Raw genomic sequence first — 18,514 nt, 5'->3', positions numbered from 1 at the left:
GAGGAGTTTTCATGAGAAATGTGTATTCCGTAGGACAGGTGAACGCCTACATTAAGAATATGTTTACCCAGGATTTTGTGTTAAACCGGATTTATGTGAAAGGCGAGGTGTCCAACTGCAAATACCATACGTCCGGACATATCTACTTTTCTCTAAAGGACGCGACCGGAGCGATCGCCTGTGTCATGTTTTCCGGACAGCGCAGAGGACTGGCCTTCCGGATGCAGGAGGGGCAGCAGGTAATCGTGCTGGGCGCGGTCAACGTCTATGAACGGGACGGCAAATACCAACTCTATGCCAAAGAAATTATCTTAGATGGCGCCGGACTGCTATACACAAAATATGAACAATTGAAAAAAGAATTGGAAGATATGGGCATGTTTGCGGAACAGTACAAACAGCCCGTTCCAAAATATATCCGGAAACTGGGGGTAGTCACGGCTCCAACCGGGGCGGCGGTCCGGGATATTATGAATATCACCAGACGAAGGAACCCCTATGTGCAGATGATTCTGTATCCGGCTCTGGTGCAGGGCGAGGGAGCAGCTGCCAGTATTGTAAAGGGGATCCGTACCCTGGATGCTATGGGAGTGGATACGATCATAGCCGGACGTGGAGGCGGTTCCATCGAGGATCTTTGGGCTTTTAATGAGGAGAGCGTGGCCAGGGCGATCTTTGAATGCCGTACGCCGGTGATCAGCGCGGTGGGGCATGAGACGGACACGACGATCGCGGACTATGTGGCAGACTTAAGAGCGCCGACTCCTTCCGCAGCCGCAGAGCTGGCGGTTTTTGATTATGAACTGTTCCGGGACCAGCTGGAGGGCTACTGGTATGAACTGCAGCACAGGCTGAGGCTTAAGCTTTCGGATGCCAGGAGCCTGGCGAAGCAGTATCAGATGCGGCTGTCCTATGTAAGCCCTAAGAATCAGATCAGGGAGAAGCGGCTTCTGACGGCGGAGCTTATGGAGAAGTTATCCCAGGGGATGAACGCAAAGCTGCTGGACCGCAGGCACAGGCTTTCCCTGTATATCGAGAAGTTCCACGGGCTTTCTCCTCTGGGAAAACTGAATCAGGGGTATTCCTATACGGAGAATGACAGCGGACAGGCTGTGACCGGTGTGGAGCAGGTACATACGGATGAGATGCTGCAGATCCATGTAAGAGACGGCAAAATCCGGGCGAAAGTCTGCGGCACTGAGAAGATCAGGAGGATAGAGGATGAGCAATGTGAAATATAATCAGGAAGAGAAGACGCTGGAAGAAGCCTTCGGAGAACTGAACGGAATGATAGAAAAGCTGGAGGACAGCCAGGTTTCCCTGGAAAATTCCTTTCAAATCTATCAGGAAGGTATGAAACTGTTAAAATATTGCAATGATAAAATTGATACCGTTGAGAAAAAAATGCTGGTAATCAATGAAGATGGTGGTCTGGATGAATTTTAATGAAGAACTGCAAAAAAGGGTAAATGAGATTGAAGAGATAATCAGGGAGTATCTGCCTGCGGAGGTAGGGTTTCAGAAAACGGTCATTCAGGCTATGAATTATAGTATTCTGGCCGGCGGGAAGCGGCTGAGGCCGATGTTTATGCAGGAGACCTACCGGTTGTTCGGCGGCAGCACGAAAGTGGTGGAGCCATTTATGGCCGCGATGGAGATGATTCATACCTATTCCCTGGTCCACGACGACCTGCCGGCGATGGATAACGATGAGTACCGCAGAGGCCGTAAGACGACTCATGTGGTATATGGGGAGGCCATGGGCATCCTGGCAGGTGACGCCCTGCTAAACTATGCGTTTGAGACAGCGACCCGGGCTTTTGAGATGGAGCCCTCGAATATCCGCATCGGAAAGGCGCTCCGTATCCTGGCTGTCAAAGCGGGGATCTATGGAATGATCGGCGGACAGACGGTGGATGTGGAAGCAGTGGGACAGCCTCTGACCAGGGAAAAGCTGGATTTTATCTACGAGCTGAAGACGGGGGCGCTGATTGAAGCCGCCATGCTGACAGGGGCAGTGCTGGCAGGGGCCTCTGACGGGCAGCTGAAGACCGTGGAACAGATCGCATCGGATGTGGGACTGGCGTTCCAGATCCAGGATGATATCCTGGATGTCACCAGCACGATGGAAGAGCTGGGCAAGCCCATCGGCAGCGATGAGAAGAATGAAAAAACCACATATGTCACGATCAAGGGACTGGATCAGGCCAAAGCGGATGTGGAGATGATTTCACAGCGTGCGATGGACGCGCTGCATTCCCTGGACCGGGATGATGCGTATCTCCAAGCTCTGATGGAATCCCTCATAAATCGTAAAAAATAGGAGCGGTGCTCATGTATCTGGAAAGAATCAACCAACCCAATGATATTAAAAAAATAGAAGAAAAGAATCTGCCGCTGCTGGCAGAAGAGATCCGCAGGTTCCTGATTGACAAGATCAGTACGACCGGAGGACATCTGGCATCCAATCTGGGGGTGGTGGAGCTGACGATGGCTCTTCACCTGGCCTTTGAGCTGCCGGAGGACAAGATCGTCTGGGATGTGGGGCATCAGGCCTACACACATAAACTGCTGACCGGACGCCGGGAAGGCTTCGATGAGCTGCGCAAGTACGGAGGAATGAGCGGGTTCCCGAAACGAAGGGAGAGCCCCTGTGACTGTTTTAACACCGGACACAGCTCTACCTCCATCTCGGCGGGGCTGGGCCTGGTACAGGCCAGGGAACTGCTGGGAGGCTACAATAAGGTGATATCGGTGATCGGGGACGGCGCTCTGACAGGCGGTATGGCCTATGAGGCTCTGAATAATGCTTCCCGTCTGGAAAGCAATTTTATCATTGTTCTCAATGACAACAATATGTCGATCTCTGAGAATGTAGGGGGAATGTCCACCTACTTAAGCGAGCTTCGGACGGCAGACGCCTACACGGGCTTAAAGACCGGGGTCTATAATTCCCTGTCAAAGATTCCGGTATACGGGGATAAGATGATCGAGCAGATCCGCAAGACCAAGAGCGGCCTGAAGCAGCTGATCATTCCAGGAATGTTCTTTGAAGAGATGGGAATCACTTATCTGGGGCCTGTGGACGGACACAATGTGGAGCAGATGGTGAAGATTTTCCACGAGGCGGAAAAACTGGAAAACGGAGTCCTGGTGCACGTGATCACGAAAAAGGGCAAGGGGTATGCCCCTGCTGAGCGGCATCCGGCTAGGTTTCACGGGGCGGAGCCCTTTGATATCAAGACAGGTCTGCCGACCAATAAACGCACCAAATCGAACTGGACCGATGTATTTTCCACCGTCATGCGAAAACTGGGTGACCGGGATGAGTTGGTCGTGGCGGTAACGGCAGCTATGCCGGACGGGACAGGATTAAAGAGGTTCCGCAATATGTTCCCCGACCGTTTTTTTGACGTGGGGATCGCGGAGGAGCATGCGGTTACTTTTGCGGCTGGTCTGGCCGCGGCAGGTTTGAAACCAGTGGTCGCCGTATATTCTTCATTTTTACAGCGGGCCTATGATCAGATTCTGCATGATGTATGTATCCAGAATCTGCACGTGGTCTTTGCCGTCGACCGTGCGGGAGTGGTGGGAAGCGACGGGGAGACGCATCAGGGGATTTTCGACCTTTCCTATCTGTCCAGCATTCCTAATATGACAATTATGGCTCCCAAAAATAAGTGGGAGCTGTCCGATATGATGAAATTCGCGGTGAATTATGACAGGCCCATTGCGCTTCGATACCCCCGGGGGACAGCCTATGACGGGCTGAGGGAATACCGGCATCCGATTGAATACGGAAAAAGCGAGATACTTTTCGAGGAATCGGACATTGCACTGCTGGCCGTCGGTAACATGGTGGAGACGGCGCTTGTCCTCAGAGAACGGATCAAGGACATCGGCTATAATTGTTCCCTGGTCAATGCCCGCTTTGTAAAACCGCTGGATGAGCAGATGGTAAGAGAGATATCCGCAGATCACAAGCTGCTGGTGACTCTGGAGGAAAATGTAAAAAGCGGAGGCTTCGGTGAACGGGTCCTGGATCTGGTCAACAGTGAGCATCTGAATACCAGCGTGCTGATTACCGCGCTTCCGGATGAGTATGTGGAGCACGGCAATGTGGACATTCTGAAGAGGGAATCAGGGATTGACCAGGAGACTTTATTTAAGAAAATTTTGTCGGAATATGTGGGGCTATAGAGGATAAATGAAAGAGAGACTGGATGTTTTACTGGTCAGACAGAACCTGGCGTCTTCCCGTGAAAAGGCCAAAGCGGTCATCATGTCCGGAGATGTATTTGTCAACGGGCAGAGGGAAGATAAAGCCGGAACGATGTTTGATGAGACAAAGGTAAAGATAGAAGTACGGGGGACTGCGCTGCCCTATGTGAGCAGAGGCGGCCTGAAGTTAGAGAAGGCCATGGACTGCTTTGGCGTGGAGATAGAAGGGAAGATCTGCATGGACGTCGGATCCTCAACGGGGGGATTCACCGACTGCATGCTTCAAAATGGAGCAGTTAAAGTCTATGCGGTGGACGTAGGACACGGGCAGCTGGACTGGAAACTTCGGCAGGATGAGCGGGTGGTCTGTATGGAAAAGACAAATATCCGCTATGTGAAGCCGGAGGATATAGGAGAGCCTGTTGGCTTTTCCTCCATCGATGTTTCTTTTATTTCGCTGACCAAGGTACTGATTCCGGTCCGGGAACTTCTTACCCCGGATGGTTCCGTTGTCTGCCTGATCAAGCCGCAGTTTGAAGCAGGACGGGAAAAGGTTGGGAAAAAAGGTGTGGTACGGGATGCAGCCGTGCATCTGGAAGTGATTGAAAAAGTGATTACTTTTGCTATGGAAAATGGATTTTGCGTACGGAATCTGGACTTTTCTCCGATCAAAGGACCGGAAGGAAATATAGAATACCTGCTGTATCTGCAAAAGAGGCCGGAAGATGGACAGCCGGCATCAGGCGAGGTAAGGGCGGAAGATAAGCAGGCGGCGCCTTGCCGGGTTCGTCCGGCAGACGTGGTTGCGCGGGCGCATCAGCAGTTGGATGTCCCGGGCGGCAAATAAAATTATTGGCCCGATCATGGAGAAAATAAAATTTAGGTGGACGAAGATATGGACAAGTTTTACATATTGACGAACAGTATGAAAGACCGGGACTTAAAGGTCACCGGGCAGATACGGGATTATCTGGAGGCCAATGGCAAAGGAGCCGTCATCCGTACCGAACCGTTGACGGACGGTATGGTCCTTCCGGAAGATGTACAGTGTATGATTGTCCTGGGAGGGGATGGAACCATGATCCAGGCCGCACGGGCGGCAGTGGAACAGGAGATTCCGCTTCTGGGGGTGAATCTGGGAACCCTGGGTTATCTGACGGAGGTGGAACAAAAATCTCTGATCCCGTCGCTTAAACTGCTGCTGGAAGGCAATTATGAGATCGAGGAGCGCATGATGCTGCGGGGATCAGTGTATCATGGAACACACAAGGCGGGCTCTGATCTGGCGTTAAATGATATCGCCATTAACCGGACGGGGTCCCTGCGCATTTTAAGCTATCACATCTATGTGAACGGATCATTTCTGAATTCGTACAGCGCAGATGGGATCATCGTATCCACACCCACGGGATCCACGGGATACTCCCTGTCCGCAGGCGGTCCCATCGTAGATCCGAAAGCTTCACTGATCATGATCACTCCCATCTGTCCGCACACGCTGAATACCAGGAGTATCATCCTGTCCGCCAATGATGAGATCACCATCGAGCTGGGAGAAGGCCGGAAGAGAGATGAGGAAGCCGCTGAGGCTGCGTTTGACGGGGAGAATCCGATTCATATCGTAACCGGTGACCGGATCATCATTCATCAGGCATTGCGTAAAACAAAGATTGTAAAATTGAGCAAGCGCAGCTTTCTGGAAGTATTGCGGCGGAAGATGGGTGCAGATCAGCCAGGCAGATAGCAGGAGGAGAATATCTTGAAGACACAGCGTCATGCGAAAATCATCGAATTGATATCCAAATATTCCATAGAAACCCAGGAAGAGCTGGCGGCACGGCTGCAGGAGGCCGGTTATCAGGTCACCCAGGCCACGGTATCCAGGGACATCCGGGAACTGAAGCTGACCAAGATGGCGGCGGAGGATGGCCGGCAAAAATATATGGTCTATCAGGAACGGGATGATGTAACCAACGAAAAATATGTCCGCGTATTGAGGGATGGTTTTCTGTCCATGGATATGGCACAGAACATTCTGGTGATCAAGACCGTATCCGGGATGGCTATGGCGGTGGCGGCCGCGCTGGATGCCATGCACTGGTCGGAAATTGTCGGCTGTATCGCGGGGGACGACACGATTATGTGCGCGGTCCGAAGCGTTGACGATACTCTGGTGGCTATGGAACGGATCCGTAAAATACTGGGAAATAATTAACGGACACAAATGAAGAAAACAAACAATGCAAACGCGTTGAGGAGTGAACGAAATGCTGGTTAGTCTGCATGTGAAAAATCTGGCGCTGATTGACGAGGCGGAAGTATATTTTAGCGAAGGATTAAATATACTAACGGGTGAAACCGGTGCGGGGAAGTCGATTTTGATCGGCTCCATTAATCTGGCTTTGGGCGGGCAGGCCGCTAAGAATCTGATCCGGGATCCGGACCAGCCTGCTTTGGTGGAGCTGGTGTTCGAAGTGACCAATCCGGACAGCTTAATTAAGCTTCAGGAACTGGATCTGTATCCGGAGGACGGCGGGCTTTTTATTTTATCCCGTAAGCTGGTCAATGGGCGCAGCATTGGTAAGGTAAACGGAGAAATCGTCTCTGCCGGCGTCTTAAAACAAATTGCGGAAATTTTGATTAATATCCACGGGCAGCACGAACATCAGTCTTTATTATATAAGAAAAAGCATCTGGAGATTCTGGATGATTATGGAAGCAAAGAAATCTCCCCGCAGAAAGTGAAAGTCCGGGAAGCGTATGCGGCATACAGCGAGTTAAAAGAGACCTATGATGCCACCGGAATGGATGAGGAACAAAGGACCAGAGAGATCTCTTTCCTGAATTTTGAGATCCAGGAGATTGAGGACGCCGCATTAAAAGACGGTGAGGACGAGGAACTGGAAAGCCGGTATAGGAAGATGGTAAATGCCAGGAAGATTCTGGAGGCGGTGACCATGGCGGATGGGCTGACCGGCGCCATGGAGGAAACTGGTGCCCAGGAGACCATCGGAAGAGCGGTACGGGAGCTTCATGCTGTGGCGGCCTTTGATGGAAAAATCCAAAGCTTAAGTATGCAGCTCCAGGATGTCGAAAATCTTTTGAACGATTTTCATCGGGAATTGTCGGATTATGCGCAGGAACTTTGCTTTTCCCAGGAAGATTTTCAGAAGACGGAAGAGAGACTGGATACGATCAACCATCTGAAATCCAAATATGGACAAACCATCAGGCAGATATTGGAATATCAGGCGGCCCAGCAGGAAAAGCTGGAAAAATTAGTGGATTATGAACAGTATCGGAAAAAGCTGGCAGAAAAGCTTCAACAGTCGGAAGCGGTTTTAAAAAAGACAACGGATCAACTGAGCGTGCTCCGGTCAAAATATGCCGGACAATTGGGCAGGCAGATTCGGTCAGCCCTGAAAGACCTGAATTTCCTGGATGTCTTATTTCATATAGAAGTGTGCCCGCTTGGACATTTTACCGCAAACGGTGGTGATGAGGCGGAATTCATGATCTCTACGAACCCAGGTGAAAAGGAGCGGCCTTTGGCCCAGGTAGCGTCAGGCGGTGAGCTTTCCCGTATCATGCTGGCGATCAAGACGGTGATGGCGGATCAGGATGCCACAGAGACGCTGATCTTCGATGAGATTGACACGGGGATCAGCGGCCGTACGGCCCAAAAGGTGTCGGAAAAACTGGCGTTTGTGGCGAAAGGCCATCAGGTGATCTGCATCACGCATCTGGCTCAGATCGCCGCCATGGCGGACGCCCATTTTGCCATCGAAAAAAATGTAAAAAAGAAAGAAACGATTACCATTATACGAAAGCTGAATGATTCCGAGATGGTCCAGGAATTGGCAAGAATCCTGGGAGGCGCAGAAATTACGGAAACGGTGCTCAAAAACGCAAAGGAAATGAAAGAATTGGCAATAGGTACAAAATCATCCTAGTGTGAAACCGTCATTTCTTCACATAATAATTGAGGGATATAGCTTAGCTATATTCCTTTTGCTTTTTTTCGAAAGAAAGAGGTAAGGATGTGAAGAAAATGTCGAAAAAGGCGTCTTATCGGCGGATTTTAATTCTATGTACCATATTAGGTATCCTGCTGCTTGGTATCTTCGGATATCTGAGAATCCGCAATGCGGTTCCGGATGAAATCAAACTGGTAGCGGAATCCAATGAATCAAATATCCCGAAGGACCAGCTGCACCTGAATAAAGACTACCCTATTTCTTTTGGGGATGGAAGTTCGGGCCAGGATACCGTAAAATGTAAGTTATTCGGTCTCATAGACTTAAAGGACGTCAAAGTTTCAGTTGTAAAGGATCAAAAACTGATACCGGGAGGGACGCCGATTGGTATTTATATGGAGACCAAAGGGGTGTTAATTATAGGTACCGGAACAGTCACTGGAATGGATGGGCTGAATTATGAGCCGGCTTATCACCTGGTAAAGACGGGGGATTATATCGAAGCGGTGAATTCGGAGCCGATCTATAACAAAACGGATCTCATCGAGAAGGTGAACCAGTATGGCAATGAGGAGGTGATACTGAATATCAGGAGAAATGAAGAGGAGATACAATTAAAGGTAAAACCGGTTATGACAGCACCAGAAGAATTCCGGTTGGGTATCTGGGTCAGAGATAATACGCAGGGGATCGGAACATTGACGTTTATCGACGAAAATGGTCGATTCGGTGCGCTGGGACACGGTATCACGGATGTTGATACCAGTACTTTAATGGAGATGGATGACGGAAAACTCTATGAGACAAAGATTCTGTCCATTATCAAGGGGGAAAAGGGAAGCCCCGGAGAGATGACAGGCTTTATTGATTACAATGATGCAAATGTGCGGGGGCAGATTCAGGACAATACCGAGGCCGGAATATTCGGAATCGCCAATGATACGTTGAAACAGGAAGTAAACGCGGAACCTATGGATATCTGTATGAAACAGGATATTGAGCTGGGGCCGGCAGTGATCCGATGCTGTGCCAGCGGCGAGGTAAAGGATTATCAGGTCGAAATCAAAGAGATAAATATGACCGGAGACGATGTGAATAAAGGAATTGTACTGGAAATCACGGATCCGGAATTATTAAATCTGACTGGCGGTATTATCCAGGGGATGAGTGGAAGCCCTATCATCCAAAATAACAAAATTATTGGTGCAGTTACCCATGTTTTCATTCAAGATTCTTCGAGGGGATTTGGCATTTTCATCGAAAATATGCTGCAAATGGAGAGTGAAAATCAGTAATCCTGTATATGGAAATAAAATGCTGTCGAAAACATGCGATAACATATTCTTGCTTATGAAATATATTGTATATATAATTAAAAACAGCTCTCACAAACTGCAAAATTTGGCGCCAAACAGTTTGTTCTGCTGCAAAAGATAATATACTTTTACATTCTTTTATCATATAACCGAATAAAAACCAAGGAGGATCTTATGGACAGATTAAATATTGCAATTGCCGATGATAATGAAAGAATCGTGGAGTTACTTGACGAAATCATCAGCCAGGATGATGAATTGCAGGTAGTAGGGAAAGCGACGAACGGGGAAGAGGCTCTGGACATCATTAAAACCAAAGAACCGGATGTGGTACTGTTAGATATCATTATGCCTAAGATGGATGGATTAAGCGTAATGGAAAAGGTGAAAAATGATGCCAATCTCAAGAAACCTGCTTTTATTATGATCACGGCGATTGGGCAGGAGGGAATTACGGAAGATGCATTTAATCTGGGTGCTGATTTTTATATCATGAAACCATTTGACAACGAAGTGGTAATCAATCGGATTAAAAGATTTAAGGGCGGATCGAACCGGAAGTTCGCAGAATCCAAAAGGATCACAGCGTATGAGAACAGAGGCGGATCCATGGAACACAATCTGGAAAACGATGTTACCAATATCATTCATGAAATAGGAGTACCTGCTCATATTAAAGGCTATCAATATTTAAGAGATGCCATTATCATGTCAGTGAACGATATGGATATGTTAAATTCGATCACCAAGGTTTTGTATCCTACCATTGCCAAGAAACACCAAACAACGCCAAGCAGAGTGGAACGGGCGATTCGCCACGCCATCGAAGTGGCCTGGAGCAGAGGGAAGATGGATACGATAGACGAATTATTTGGTTATACGGTAAGTAATGGAAAAGGAAAGCCCACCAACTCAGAATTTGTAGCTTTGATCGCTGATAAAATCCGGTTAGAGTACAAAACGAGATAGCGGCAGAAATTTATAGCAGATATTTAATTTGTGGATGTACATATTTGGAAGCAAGATAACACTTTCATTAGTGGGGCCAATGCGTTATAATAGTTACATAAAGTTTTATGATCAAGGAGGATACGCATATGAAGAAAGTGGCATTCATTGCTTCAGAAGGAGTTCCGTTTATCAAGACAGGAGGGCTGGCCGATGTCGTAGGATCCTTACCGAAGTGCTTTAATAAAGATGAATTCGATGTCAGAGTAATCCTTCCAAAATATATGTGCATGAAACAGGAGTTCAAGGACCAGTTACAGTATGTAACCCACTTTTATATGGATTTGAATTGGAGAAGCCAGTATGTAGGGGTCCTGCAGATCGAATATGACGGAATTCTGTTTTATTTTATCGACAATGAATATTACCTGGCAGGGCCAAAACCCTACGGAAATATTTTTGAAGATATCGAGAAGTTCGCATTTTTCTCCAAAGCTGCGTTGTCAGCCCTTCCTGTAATCGGGTTTCAGCCTGACATTATCCATTGCCATGACTGGCAGACGGGTCTGGTGCCTGTTTATTTAAAAGATCGTTTCCATGATGGGGAGTTTTATCGGAATATGAAATCCGTCATAACGATACATAATCTGAAGTTCCAGGGGGTTTGGGATATTAAGACGGTTCAGGATGTGACAGGCCTGCCGAAGTATTATTTTAGCCCGGATAAACTGGAAGCCTACGGGGATGCGAATTACCTGAAAGGCGGTATCGTCTATGCGGATGCGATTACTACGGTTAGTGAGACTTACGCGGAGGAAATAAAACAGCCGTTTTACGGCGAACATCTGGACGGGCTTATGCGCGCCAGAGCAAACTCTTTAAGAGGAATCGTCAACGGAATTGATTACAATGAATACAATCCTGAAACAGATACTTATATAGCGCAACAGTATAATGCCAGGAATTTCCGCAAGGAAAAAGTAAAGAATAAAATAGCGTTGCAGCAGGAATTGGGACTGGAAGTGGATCCAGGTAAGATGATGATCGGCATGGTGTCCAGGCTTACGGATCAAAAGGGGTTTGATCTGATCGCCTATATTATGGACGAATTGTGTCAGGATAACGTCCAACTGGTAATTCTAGGAACTGGGGAAGAGCGTTACGAGAATATGTTCCGTCATTACGACTGGAAATATAACGGAAAGGTATCGGCACAGATCTATTATTCGGAGCCTATGTCTCATAAGGTCTATGCATCCAGCGACGCTTTCCTGATGCCTTCCTTGTTTGAACCCTGCGGTTTAAGCCAGCTGATGAGCCTGAGATATGGAACGGTGCCCATAGTCCGGGAGACCGGCGGCTTAAAAGATACGGTAGAGCCATACAATGAGTTTGGGAATTCCGGAACAGGATTCAGTTTTACAAACTATAATGCACATGAGATGCTGTCCATTATCCGGTATGCAGAGAATATTTATTATAATAAGAAACGTGAGTGGAATAAAATCATCGACCGGGGTATGGCCAAAGATTTTTCGTGGAATAATTCCGCTAAGAAATATGAGGAACTTTATCGCTGGCTTGAATGAACGATATGGTATGAGAGAGATTTTCAGCAGGCCCGGGACACTCCCGCCATTTGGCGCGGAGTGTCCCGGGCCTGTTAGGTTCCTGCTCTTTTTTGGGTATGCCGATCTGTTTTTTACTGGATTCTGAGACAACAGGGATCACGAATCTATTCAGGAGAATAAAATTTCATATTAATTGGTATAGATTACCTGAAAGAAGACATACTAAGATTGTAAAAATCTGATGTGTATCAAGGAGGAAATTTTTATGGCTGATTTATCAGAACTGGATTTACAGAATTTACGTCATCTGATTATGGCTCATGAAGTAAACCATTGCAAAATGCAGGCTTATGCTGAGCAGTCTACGGATCCGTCCGTAAAACAATTTTTTAACAAGGCCGCACAGTCTGCTACTCAGGAAAAACAGCAGCTGATGCAGTTCTTAGGTTAAGGAGGGAATGACCATGATGGATGAAAAAACAATGGTAGCAGATGCTCTTTGGGGTATCAACGGTGATCTGGGGAAATTCGGTGAGATGATCCCTCAGACGGAGAATCCGTCTCTGAAGCAGGTTCTGAAACAGATGAGAAATATGTGCGAACAGTCCCAGGAAGAACTGTATCAGATCGCACGCAGCAAGAGTTATTATGTTCCTGCTGAGAAGGCTACGGCTGAAGAAGTACAGCATGTGAAATCCGTTTTAACTCAGCTGTCCGGAAACGGGAAATCTTCACTTCTGTAATTTGATTTCAGATTTTTTAAGATTTGAGAAATCGGCGGTAAGGTATACTGATATAGTAGCCTTACGGCCGATTTTGTATGCCCGACAAAGGCCAGGTGCCCGCCCCGCGTCCCGGAACAGGAGCCCTTGTCCCCCGGATTTCTTCCCGGCCAGTTCTTTTTCAATTGATAAGCTTGACATGAAATTGAGATGAGCGTATTATTGTATTATTAAAATAGTACAATAAAGGTAGAATACTTAGAAATGACAGGAGTTGGCCATATGAATGAATATTGGTTTGTGGCAATTGCCGCGGCAGTTGTGCTGCTGATCGTCTTCCTGAAACTATTTTATGATAGGATCAAGTGGGAACGGAAAAGGGAGAGGAAGATCGCGCTCAGCTGGGGGAAACAGCCGGAACAGGAGTATACGGCGGAGGAGTTTGACAGTATATCGCATTTTTGCAGACGCCGGCATAACGGGGTGACAGGGATCGATGACATTACCTGGAATGATCTGGATATGGATGAGGTGTTTATGCTGGTGAACCATACATGGTCATCGCCGGGACAGGAATGTCTTTATGATATTATGAGGACGCCGGTTTATGAGAAATCAGTGCTGGAGGAAAGAGAACGGCTGATTTCTTATTTCGCGTCCCACGAGAACGAACGGCGTTCCGTGGAGAAGATTTATGCGAAAATGGGCCGGGTCAAAGGAGTGTCGCTGGCGGATTATGTATATTGGCTTGCGGATCTGACCGAGATGAAGGTTGTGCCGCATATTATTAGGGCAGTGCTTGCCCTGGCAGGAATCGTGTCCATTTTTGCCGCGCCGGCTCAGGGAATTATATTTTTTATCTTGATAATGTGCGCGAATATCATGAATTATTTTTCACAGAAGAAAGAGATAGAGCCCTATATCAGCGCTTTCGCCTTTATTATTAAAATGATGGATACGGCGAAAGAACTGGAGAAATTAAATATCAGGGAGATTGAAAGTTACCAGGCGCAGATGAAGAAAACATCCAGGCAGTTTAATAAATTCCGGAAGAATTCTTTTCTGGTGCTGGCCGGACAGGGCGGGATGAATGAGGATCCTCTGGCCATGATTCTGGATTATATCCGCATGGTTTTCCATGTAGATCTGATCAAATTTAACTGGATGCTCAAGGAAGTGAAGCTGCATTTAAAAGATGCGGAGTTGTTTATCGAGCAGATCGGAATGCTGGAAAGTATGATCGCTATCGCTAATTTTAGGGAAATGATGCCGTATGTGTGCCTGCCTGAACTGCAGCAGGGAGAGATCGTCCGTCTGGAAGCGGAAAATATCTATCATCCGCTGGTGGAGCATGCGGTCGCCAGTTCCATACAGGCCAAACGGGGAGTTCTTCTCACTGGTTCCAACGCATCCGGTAAATCTACATTTTTAAAAACAATCGCCATCAACGCGATTCTGGCCCAGACGATCCATACGGCGCTGGCTGACCGCTATCAGGGGAATTATTTCAGTATCTATTCTTCTATGGCGTTAAAGGATAATCTGATGGGGCAGGAGAGCTATTTTATAGTGGAAATTAAGTCTTTGAAGCGGATTCTGGACGCAGTGGACAAAGAGCATCCGGTATTGTGTTTCGTGGATGAGGTGCTCAGAGGTACAAATACGGTAGAGCGGATCGCCGCGTCATCCGAGATACTAAAAAGTTTAAATGATGCGGGTGTGCTGTGCTTTGCCGCCACTCATGATATAGAGCTGACGTATATTCTGGATGATTCTTATGATAACTATCATTTCAGAGAAGAAATTAAGGATCAGGACATTCTGTTTGATTACTGCCTCCGTGAGGGCCGGGCGACCTCAAGAAATGCAATCCGCCTGCTTGGTCTGATCGGATACGATGAGGAGATTATCAATAAGGCGGAAAACATGGCCACCCGGTTTGCGGAGGAAGGCGTTTGGGCTTTGGGCGAGTAGCAAGTTAAAATCAGGAGCCGCTTACGAGCTGATCCAAGGTTTTGAAGGTATAGCCCATCTCTTCCCATTTGGTCAGCAGTTCATCCAGAATCTCTCCATTGGTTTTGGAAGTGCTGTGCAATAAGACGACGGCTCCGGGGTGAATGCGGCCCAGAAGCTTGTCAAAGGCCTCTTCTTTTGTGGGTTGCTTATCCTGATACCAGTCTACATAGGCCAGACTCCAGAAGAAGGTCTTATAGCCCATCTCCTGCGCCATTTTTAAATTGGATTCGCTGTATTTTCCCTGAGGCGGGCGGTAGTATTTAGTCATGGGCTGGCCGATGGTCTCCTGGTATAGGGTTTCGATATCCCCTAACTCTTTGGAAAAGGCGTCCATTGTGGAGATCTTGGACATATCCGGATGGTTGTATGTATGATTTCCCACAATATGTCCTTCCGCGACCATGCGTTTTACCAAGTCCGGGCTGGTGGACAGAAAATTACCGACCACGAAGAATGTGGCGTGGGCATTGTGCTTCTTCAGGGCATCCAGAATAGGCGCGGTATTGCCATTTTCGTATCCGCAGTCAAAAGTCAGATATAGAACTTTATCAGTTGTATTCTCTGCATAGTATGCGTCGTACTGTTTTAGCTCATCGAAAGTCGCGTTGGCAACCGGCGGCTGTCCTTCTTCCTGAAAGCTTAGACCCCAGCTGCCCTCGGCGGCGGTCGGTATGGCTTCCGGCTGCATGTAATCTACAACCCGTCCGGCGATCTGGCCTATGAAAAAGGCAGCGGCAAACAGCAGAGTTAGTTTAAAAAGGTTTTTATAAGGAATTTTTTTCAGGCTTTTCAACTTATCCCCTCGAATTCCATTTGTTTAAAATATATTGATAAATCCGTTTATTTATACCTGATTCCGACGGCCGATCACCCAGCAGGTATATTTTCCGATTATAAACCCAGTTCATAATGCCACCCATAATTGCTGTAGAGGTGAAAAAAATTTTTCACACTTATGTTGCCCCCAAAAGGGAAACAAGCTATAATAGTACCAAAGATTTGCGACTGATAAAAAAGGGTGGCAGGAACCTTTTATCTGTACAAGGAATGGCACGGCAATTGTGCCACTGGAGGTAAAAATGGACGACAGTTTTTCAAATATAAGCAGGGAGATTAATGAAGCGGTGGAACGGGTGCTGTCATCCGGGGCAGTTCATGAGTTGAAAGATACGATCAACACCGCCATGTACCAGGCAAATAACGGCATTCGCCAGACGATGGACGATGTACGCAGACAGACACAGCAGACCATGAATGACGTCAAAAGACAGGGATATCAGACAAAAGAGAATTTCCGGCAAACTTACCAGAACTTTGATCCGTCAGAATTTCACTCGAACTATACCAGGACCCGTAACCGGACGAGAACAACGCATCCTTACCGGGAGGATCGTAAGGCCGGAAACGTAACTTGGTCAAAGCCTCCGACTCAGCCGGCAGTGAGGTACCGTGAGCCGAAGGGGACGGCGAACATTGTCCTTGGCATCATCGGCTGCACGTTTACCGGAATAGCCTTTTTGGGTATGGTGTTAAATCTGATACTGAATTTTAATCCCGTGGGAATACCGGCTGCTGTGATTTTCTTTTTGCTTTTGGCCGGCTGTGTGTCCCTGATTGCCAGGGGCGGTGTACAAAAAGGCCGTTTTGAACGGTTTACCAGATACCGCGCGCTGATCCATGGCAGAACTTACTGTGAAATCTCGGAGTTAGCCGCGGCCACAGGGAAGACGGCTAAAGAGATTGCAAAAGATTTGAAAAAGATGATCCGTCTGCGATTGTTCCCGGTCGGATATCTGGATGAAAAAGAAACCTGTCTGATTCTGGATCAGGAGACTTACCACCAATATCTGGAGACCCAGGAACATATCAGACAGATGCAGGAGGAAGAAAAACGCCGGAAAGAGATGGAGGAAAAGGACCCCCAGGCGGCACGCCTTCAGGAATTGCTGGACGAGGGAAAACACTATATCCGCAAAGTCAAGGAAATAAATGTTGCCCTGCCGGAGGAAGAAATCTCTCAGAAGCTGGATGAACTGGAGGAGATCACTTCGAAGATCTTCAGCTATGTGGAGCAGCATCCGGCCAAAGTGACCCAGATCCGGAAGTTCATGTGCTATTATCTGCCCACCACCTTGAAGCTTGTGGAGGCTTACCGGGATCTGGAAGATCACGGTATCCGAAGCGAAGAAGTGATCAATACGGAAAATGAAATCAAACAGGCGCTTGGAAACATCAACCTGGCTTTTCAGAACCTGTTAAAAGACCTGATGCAGGACGATCTGATGGACCTGTCGGCGGAGATCTCCACGCTGGAAGCCATGCTGGCCCAGGAGGGCCTGACCAGCGGCCGGGATTTTGACCGCAGCCTGCTATAATGAAGAATATGCTGTAAAACCGCAGCACTGGAGGAAAAAAGAATGAGCGATACATTAAAAGAGATGCCGTCATTTACCCTGGAACTGGACACGGAACCCATACCCGCAGCTCCGCCGGTGGTAAAGCAGGAACAAAAAGAAGAGCCGGTGCCTGCCGGAGTGGAAGATATGCCGCTGAACGAACAGGAACAGAAAATGGTGGAAGACTTCATACCGAAGATCGATCTGAACAACTCCAATATGATACTGCAATACGGTTCTGGAGCCCAGAAAAAAATAGCAGATTTCTCGCAGAACGTTCTGAACAACGTACGTACCAAAGACCTGGGAGAAATCGGGGAAATGCTCTCCGGCGTGGTGAATGAACTGAAAAGCTTCGATGTGGAAGAGGAAAAAGGCCTGTTCGGCATCTTCAAACGCAGCTCCAATAAAATGGCCGCCATGAAATCTAAATACGACAAAGCAGAGGTAAACATCAACAAAATCTGTGATGTCCTGGAGCAGCACCAGAAAAATCTGTTAAAAGACACGGCCATGCTGGACCAGATGTACGAGCTAAATACCGTATACTTCAAAGAACTAAGCCTCTATATCATAGCCGGCAAAAAGAAACTTCAGCAGGTACACGACGTGGATCTGGCCAACCTCTTAGAGCAGGCCAGCCGTTCCGGCCTGCCGGAAGATGCACAGGCTGCCAACGACCTGGCGAACCTCTGTGACCGTTTTGAAAAAAAACTGCATGACCTGGAGCTGACCCGGATGATATCCATCCAAATGGCGCCCCAGATCCGTCTGGTCCAGAACAACGACACGCTCATGTCCGACAAGATCCAGTCCACGCTGGTCAACACGATCCCCTTATGGAAGAGCCAGATGGTCCTGGCCCTGGGTGTGGAAAATTCAAGACAGGCTGCCGCAGCCCAGCGTGAAGTCACCGAAATGACCAATGCTCTTCTCAGAAAGAACGCGGACACCTTAAAAACCGCCACCATAGACATCGCCAAAGAGTCCGAACGCGGTATCGTAGATATCGAGACCCTGCAGCACACCAACGAAAGCCTGATCACCACCCTGGATGAAGTCATGCGAATCCAGGAAGAAGGCCGTCAGAAGCGCCGCGAGGCCGAAAAAGAGCTGGCCCGCCTGGAAGGTGAGCTAAAGCAGAAACTCCTTAGCATGCGGGCATGAGGGCCGGAGGTCCGGAGGTCCGGAGGTCCGGAGTGGGCAGGAGCATGGGGGAACTTAAGGGAAGAAGGAACAAAAGGAACGGGTGCCGAATCGCTTCGGCCCTGCCTAAGAACGGGTAACTCCGAAGAGGCCGAAACCTCTCATTAGCAGGACCCGGGGCAAACTCGCCGGAAAGCGGCT

At 48.0% G+C, this 18,514-nt stretch carries 17 protein-coding genes; 16 read left to right on the top strand and 1 reads right to left on the bottom strand.

Annotation, left to right across the window (positions count from 1 at the left end; genetic code table 11):
* Window positions 1-11: 11 nt before the first annotated feature.
* From xseA to KTH90_RS03425, 14 genes are all read left to right on the top strand, one after another.
* A complete protein-coding gene (gene xseA, locus KTH90_RS03490; RefSeq protein ID WP_238726244.1) occupies window positions 12-1,241 on the top strand; it encodes an exodeoxyribonuclease VII large subunit in 1,230 nt (409 codons plus the stop codon).
* Complete coding sequence (xseB, locus tag KTH90_RS03485; protein ID WP_158349746.1) at window positions 1,222-1,446, top strand: exodeoxyribonuclease VII small subunit; 225 nt, start codon at window positions 1,222-1,224, stop codon at window positions 1,444-1,446. The genes xseA and xseB overlap by 20 nt, the downstream gene beginning before the upstream one ends.
* On the top strand, window positions 1,436-2,323 hold the full coding sequence (locus KTH90_RS03480; RefSeq protein ID WP_238726243.1) for a polyprenyl synthetase family protein: 888 nt from the start codon (window positions 1,436-1,438) through the stop codon (window positions 2,321-2,323). Before xseB ends, KTH90_RS03480 begins: the two co-directional genes overlap by 11 nt.
* A gap of 11 nt (window positions 2,324-2,334) precedes the next feature.
* Window positions 2,335-4,200, top strand: coding sequence for a 1-deoxy-D-xylulose-5-phosphate synthase (gene dxs, locus KTH90_RS03475; RefSeq protein ID WP_238726242.1), 1,866 nt, complete (start codon window positions 2,335-2,337; stop codon window positions 4,198-4,200).
* Between the two features lie 7 nt (window positions 4,201-4,207).
* Complete coding sequence (locus tag KTH90_RS03470; RefSeq protein ID WP_238726241.1) at window positions 4,208-5,068, top strand: TlyA family RNA methyltransferase; 861 nt, start codon at window positions 4,208-4,210, stop codon at window positions 5,066-5,068.
* A 48-nt stretch (window positions 5,069-5,116) separates the two neighbouring features.
* Complete coding sequence (locus KTH90_RS03465; RefSeq protein ID WP_238726240.1) at window positions 5,117-5,965, top strand: NAD(+)/NADH kinase; 849 nt, start codon at window positions 5,117-5,119, stop codon at window positions 5,963-5,965.
* Window positions 5,966-5,980: 15 nt separating this feature from the next.
* Window positions 5,981-6,436 carry an arginine repressor gene (gene argR / locus KTH90_RS03460; protein ID WP_158349740.1) on the top strand — a complete coding sequence of 152 codons (456 nt, stop codon included), beginning with the start codon at window positions 5,981-5,983 and terminating at the stop codon, window positions 6,434-6,436.
* Window positions 6,437-6,488: 52 nt separating this feature from the next.
* Window positions 6,489-8,174, top strand: coding sequence for a DNA repair protein RecN (gene recN, locus KTH90_RS03455; protein WP_238726239.1), 1,686 nt, complete (start codon window positions 6,489-6,491; stop codon window positions 8,172-8,174).
* Window positions 8,175-8,272: 98 nt separating this feature from the next.
* Window positions 8,273-9,493, top strand: a complete 1,221-nt coding sequence (gene spoIVB, locus KTH90_RS03450; protein WP_158349736.1) for a SpoIVB peptidase — start codon at window positions 8,273-8,275, stop codon at window positions 9,491-9,493.
* A 195-nt stretch (window positions 9,494-9,688) separates the two neighbouring features.
* The gene (gene spo0A / locus KTH90_RS03445; RefSeq protein ID WP_238726238.1) at window positions 9,689-10,483 is read left to right on the top strand and encodes a sporulation transcription factor Spo0A; all 795 of its coding nucleotides are present in this window, start codon (window positions 9,689-9,691) and stop codon (window positions 10,481-10,483) included.
* A gap of 128 nt (window positions 10,484-10,611) precedes the next feature.
* On the top strand, window positions 10,612-12,051 hold the full coding sequence (gene glgA, locus KTH90_RS03440) for a glycogen synthase GlgA (protein WP_158349732.1): 1,440 nt from the start codon (window positions 10,612-10,614) through the stop codon (window positions 12,049-12,051).
* A gap of 247 nt (window positions 12,052-12,298) precedes the next feature.
* Window positions 12,299-12,484: a hypothetical protein gene (locus tag KTH90_RS03435; RefSeq protein WP_158349730.1), complete on the top strand. Its 186-nt coding sequence runs from the start codon at window positions 12,299-12,301 to the stop codon at window positions 12,482-12,484.
* A 16-nt stretch (window positions 12,485-12,500) separates the two neighbouring features.
* The gene (locus KTH90_RS03430) at window positions 12,501-12,776 is read left to right on the top strand and encodes a spore coat protein (protein ID WP_158350360.1); all 276 of its coding nucleotides are present in this window, start codon (window positions 12,501-12,503) and stop codon (window positions 12,774-12,776) included.
* Window positions 12,777-13,037: 261 nt separating this feature from the next.
* A complete protein-coding gene (locus KTH90_RS03425; RefSeq protein WP_238726237.1) occupies window positions 13,038-14,729 on the top strand; it encodes a MutS-related protein in 1,692 nt (563 codons plus the stop codon).
* 10 nt (window positions 14,730-14,739) lie between these two features.
* On the opposite strand, the gene KTH90_RS03420 is transcribed toward KTH90_RS03425, so the two are convergent.
* The gene (locus KTH90_RS03420) at window positions 14,740-15,564 is read right to left on the bottom strand and encodes a polysaccharide deacetylase family protein (RefSeq protein WP_158349726.1); all 825 of its coding nucleotides are present in this window, start codon (window positions 15,562-15,564) and stop codon (window positions 14,740-14,742) included.
* Window positions 15,565-15,850: 286 nt separating this feature from the next.
* Here KTH90_RS03420 and KTH90_RS03415 point away from each other — a divergent pair, with 286 nt between their 5' ends.
* Together KTH90_RS03415 and KTH90_RS03410 are read left to right on the top strand one after the other, a co-directional pair.
* Entirely contained in the window at window positions 15,851-17,146 is a 1,296-nt protein-coding gene (locus tag KTH90_RS03415) for a 5-bromo-4-chloroindolyl phosphate hydrolysis family protein (RefSeq protein WP_158349724.1), read from the top strand.
* A gap of 42 nt (window positions 17,147-17,188) precedes the next feature.
* Window positions 17,189-18,334, top strand: coding sequence for a toxic anion resistance protein (locus KTH90_RS03410; protein ID WP_158349722.1), 1,146 nt, complete (start codon window positions 17,189-17,191; stop codon window positions 18,332-18,334).
* The last annotated feature ends 180 nt before the right edge of the window (window positions 18,335-18,514 follow it).

It is taken from the genome of Diplocloster modestus (genome assembly GCF_019042245.1).
GTDB lineage: Bacteria > Bacillota > Clostridia > Lachnospirales > Lachnospiraceae > Diplocloster > Diplocloster modestus.
This window is presented reverse-complemented; position numbering and strand designations above follow the sequence as displayed.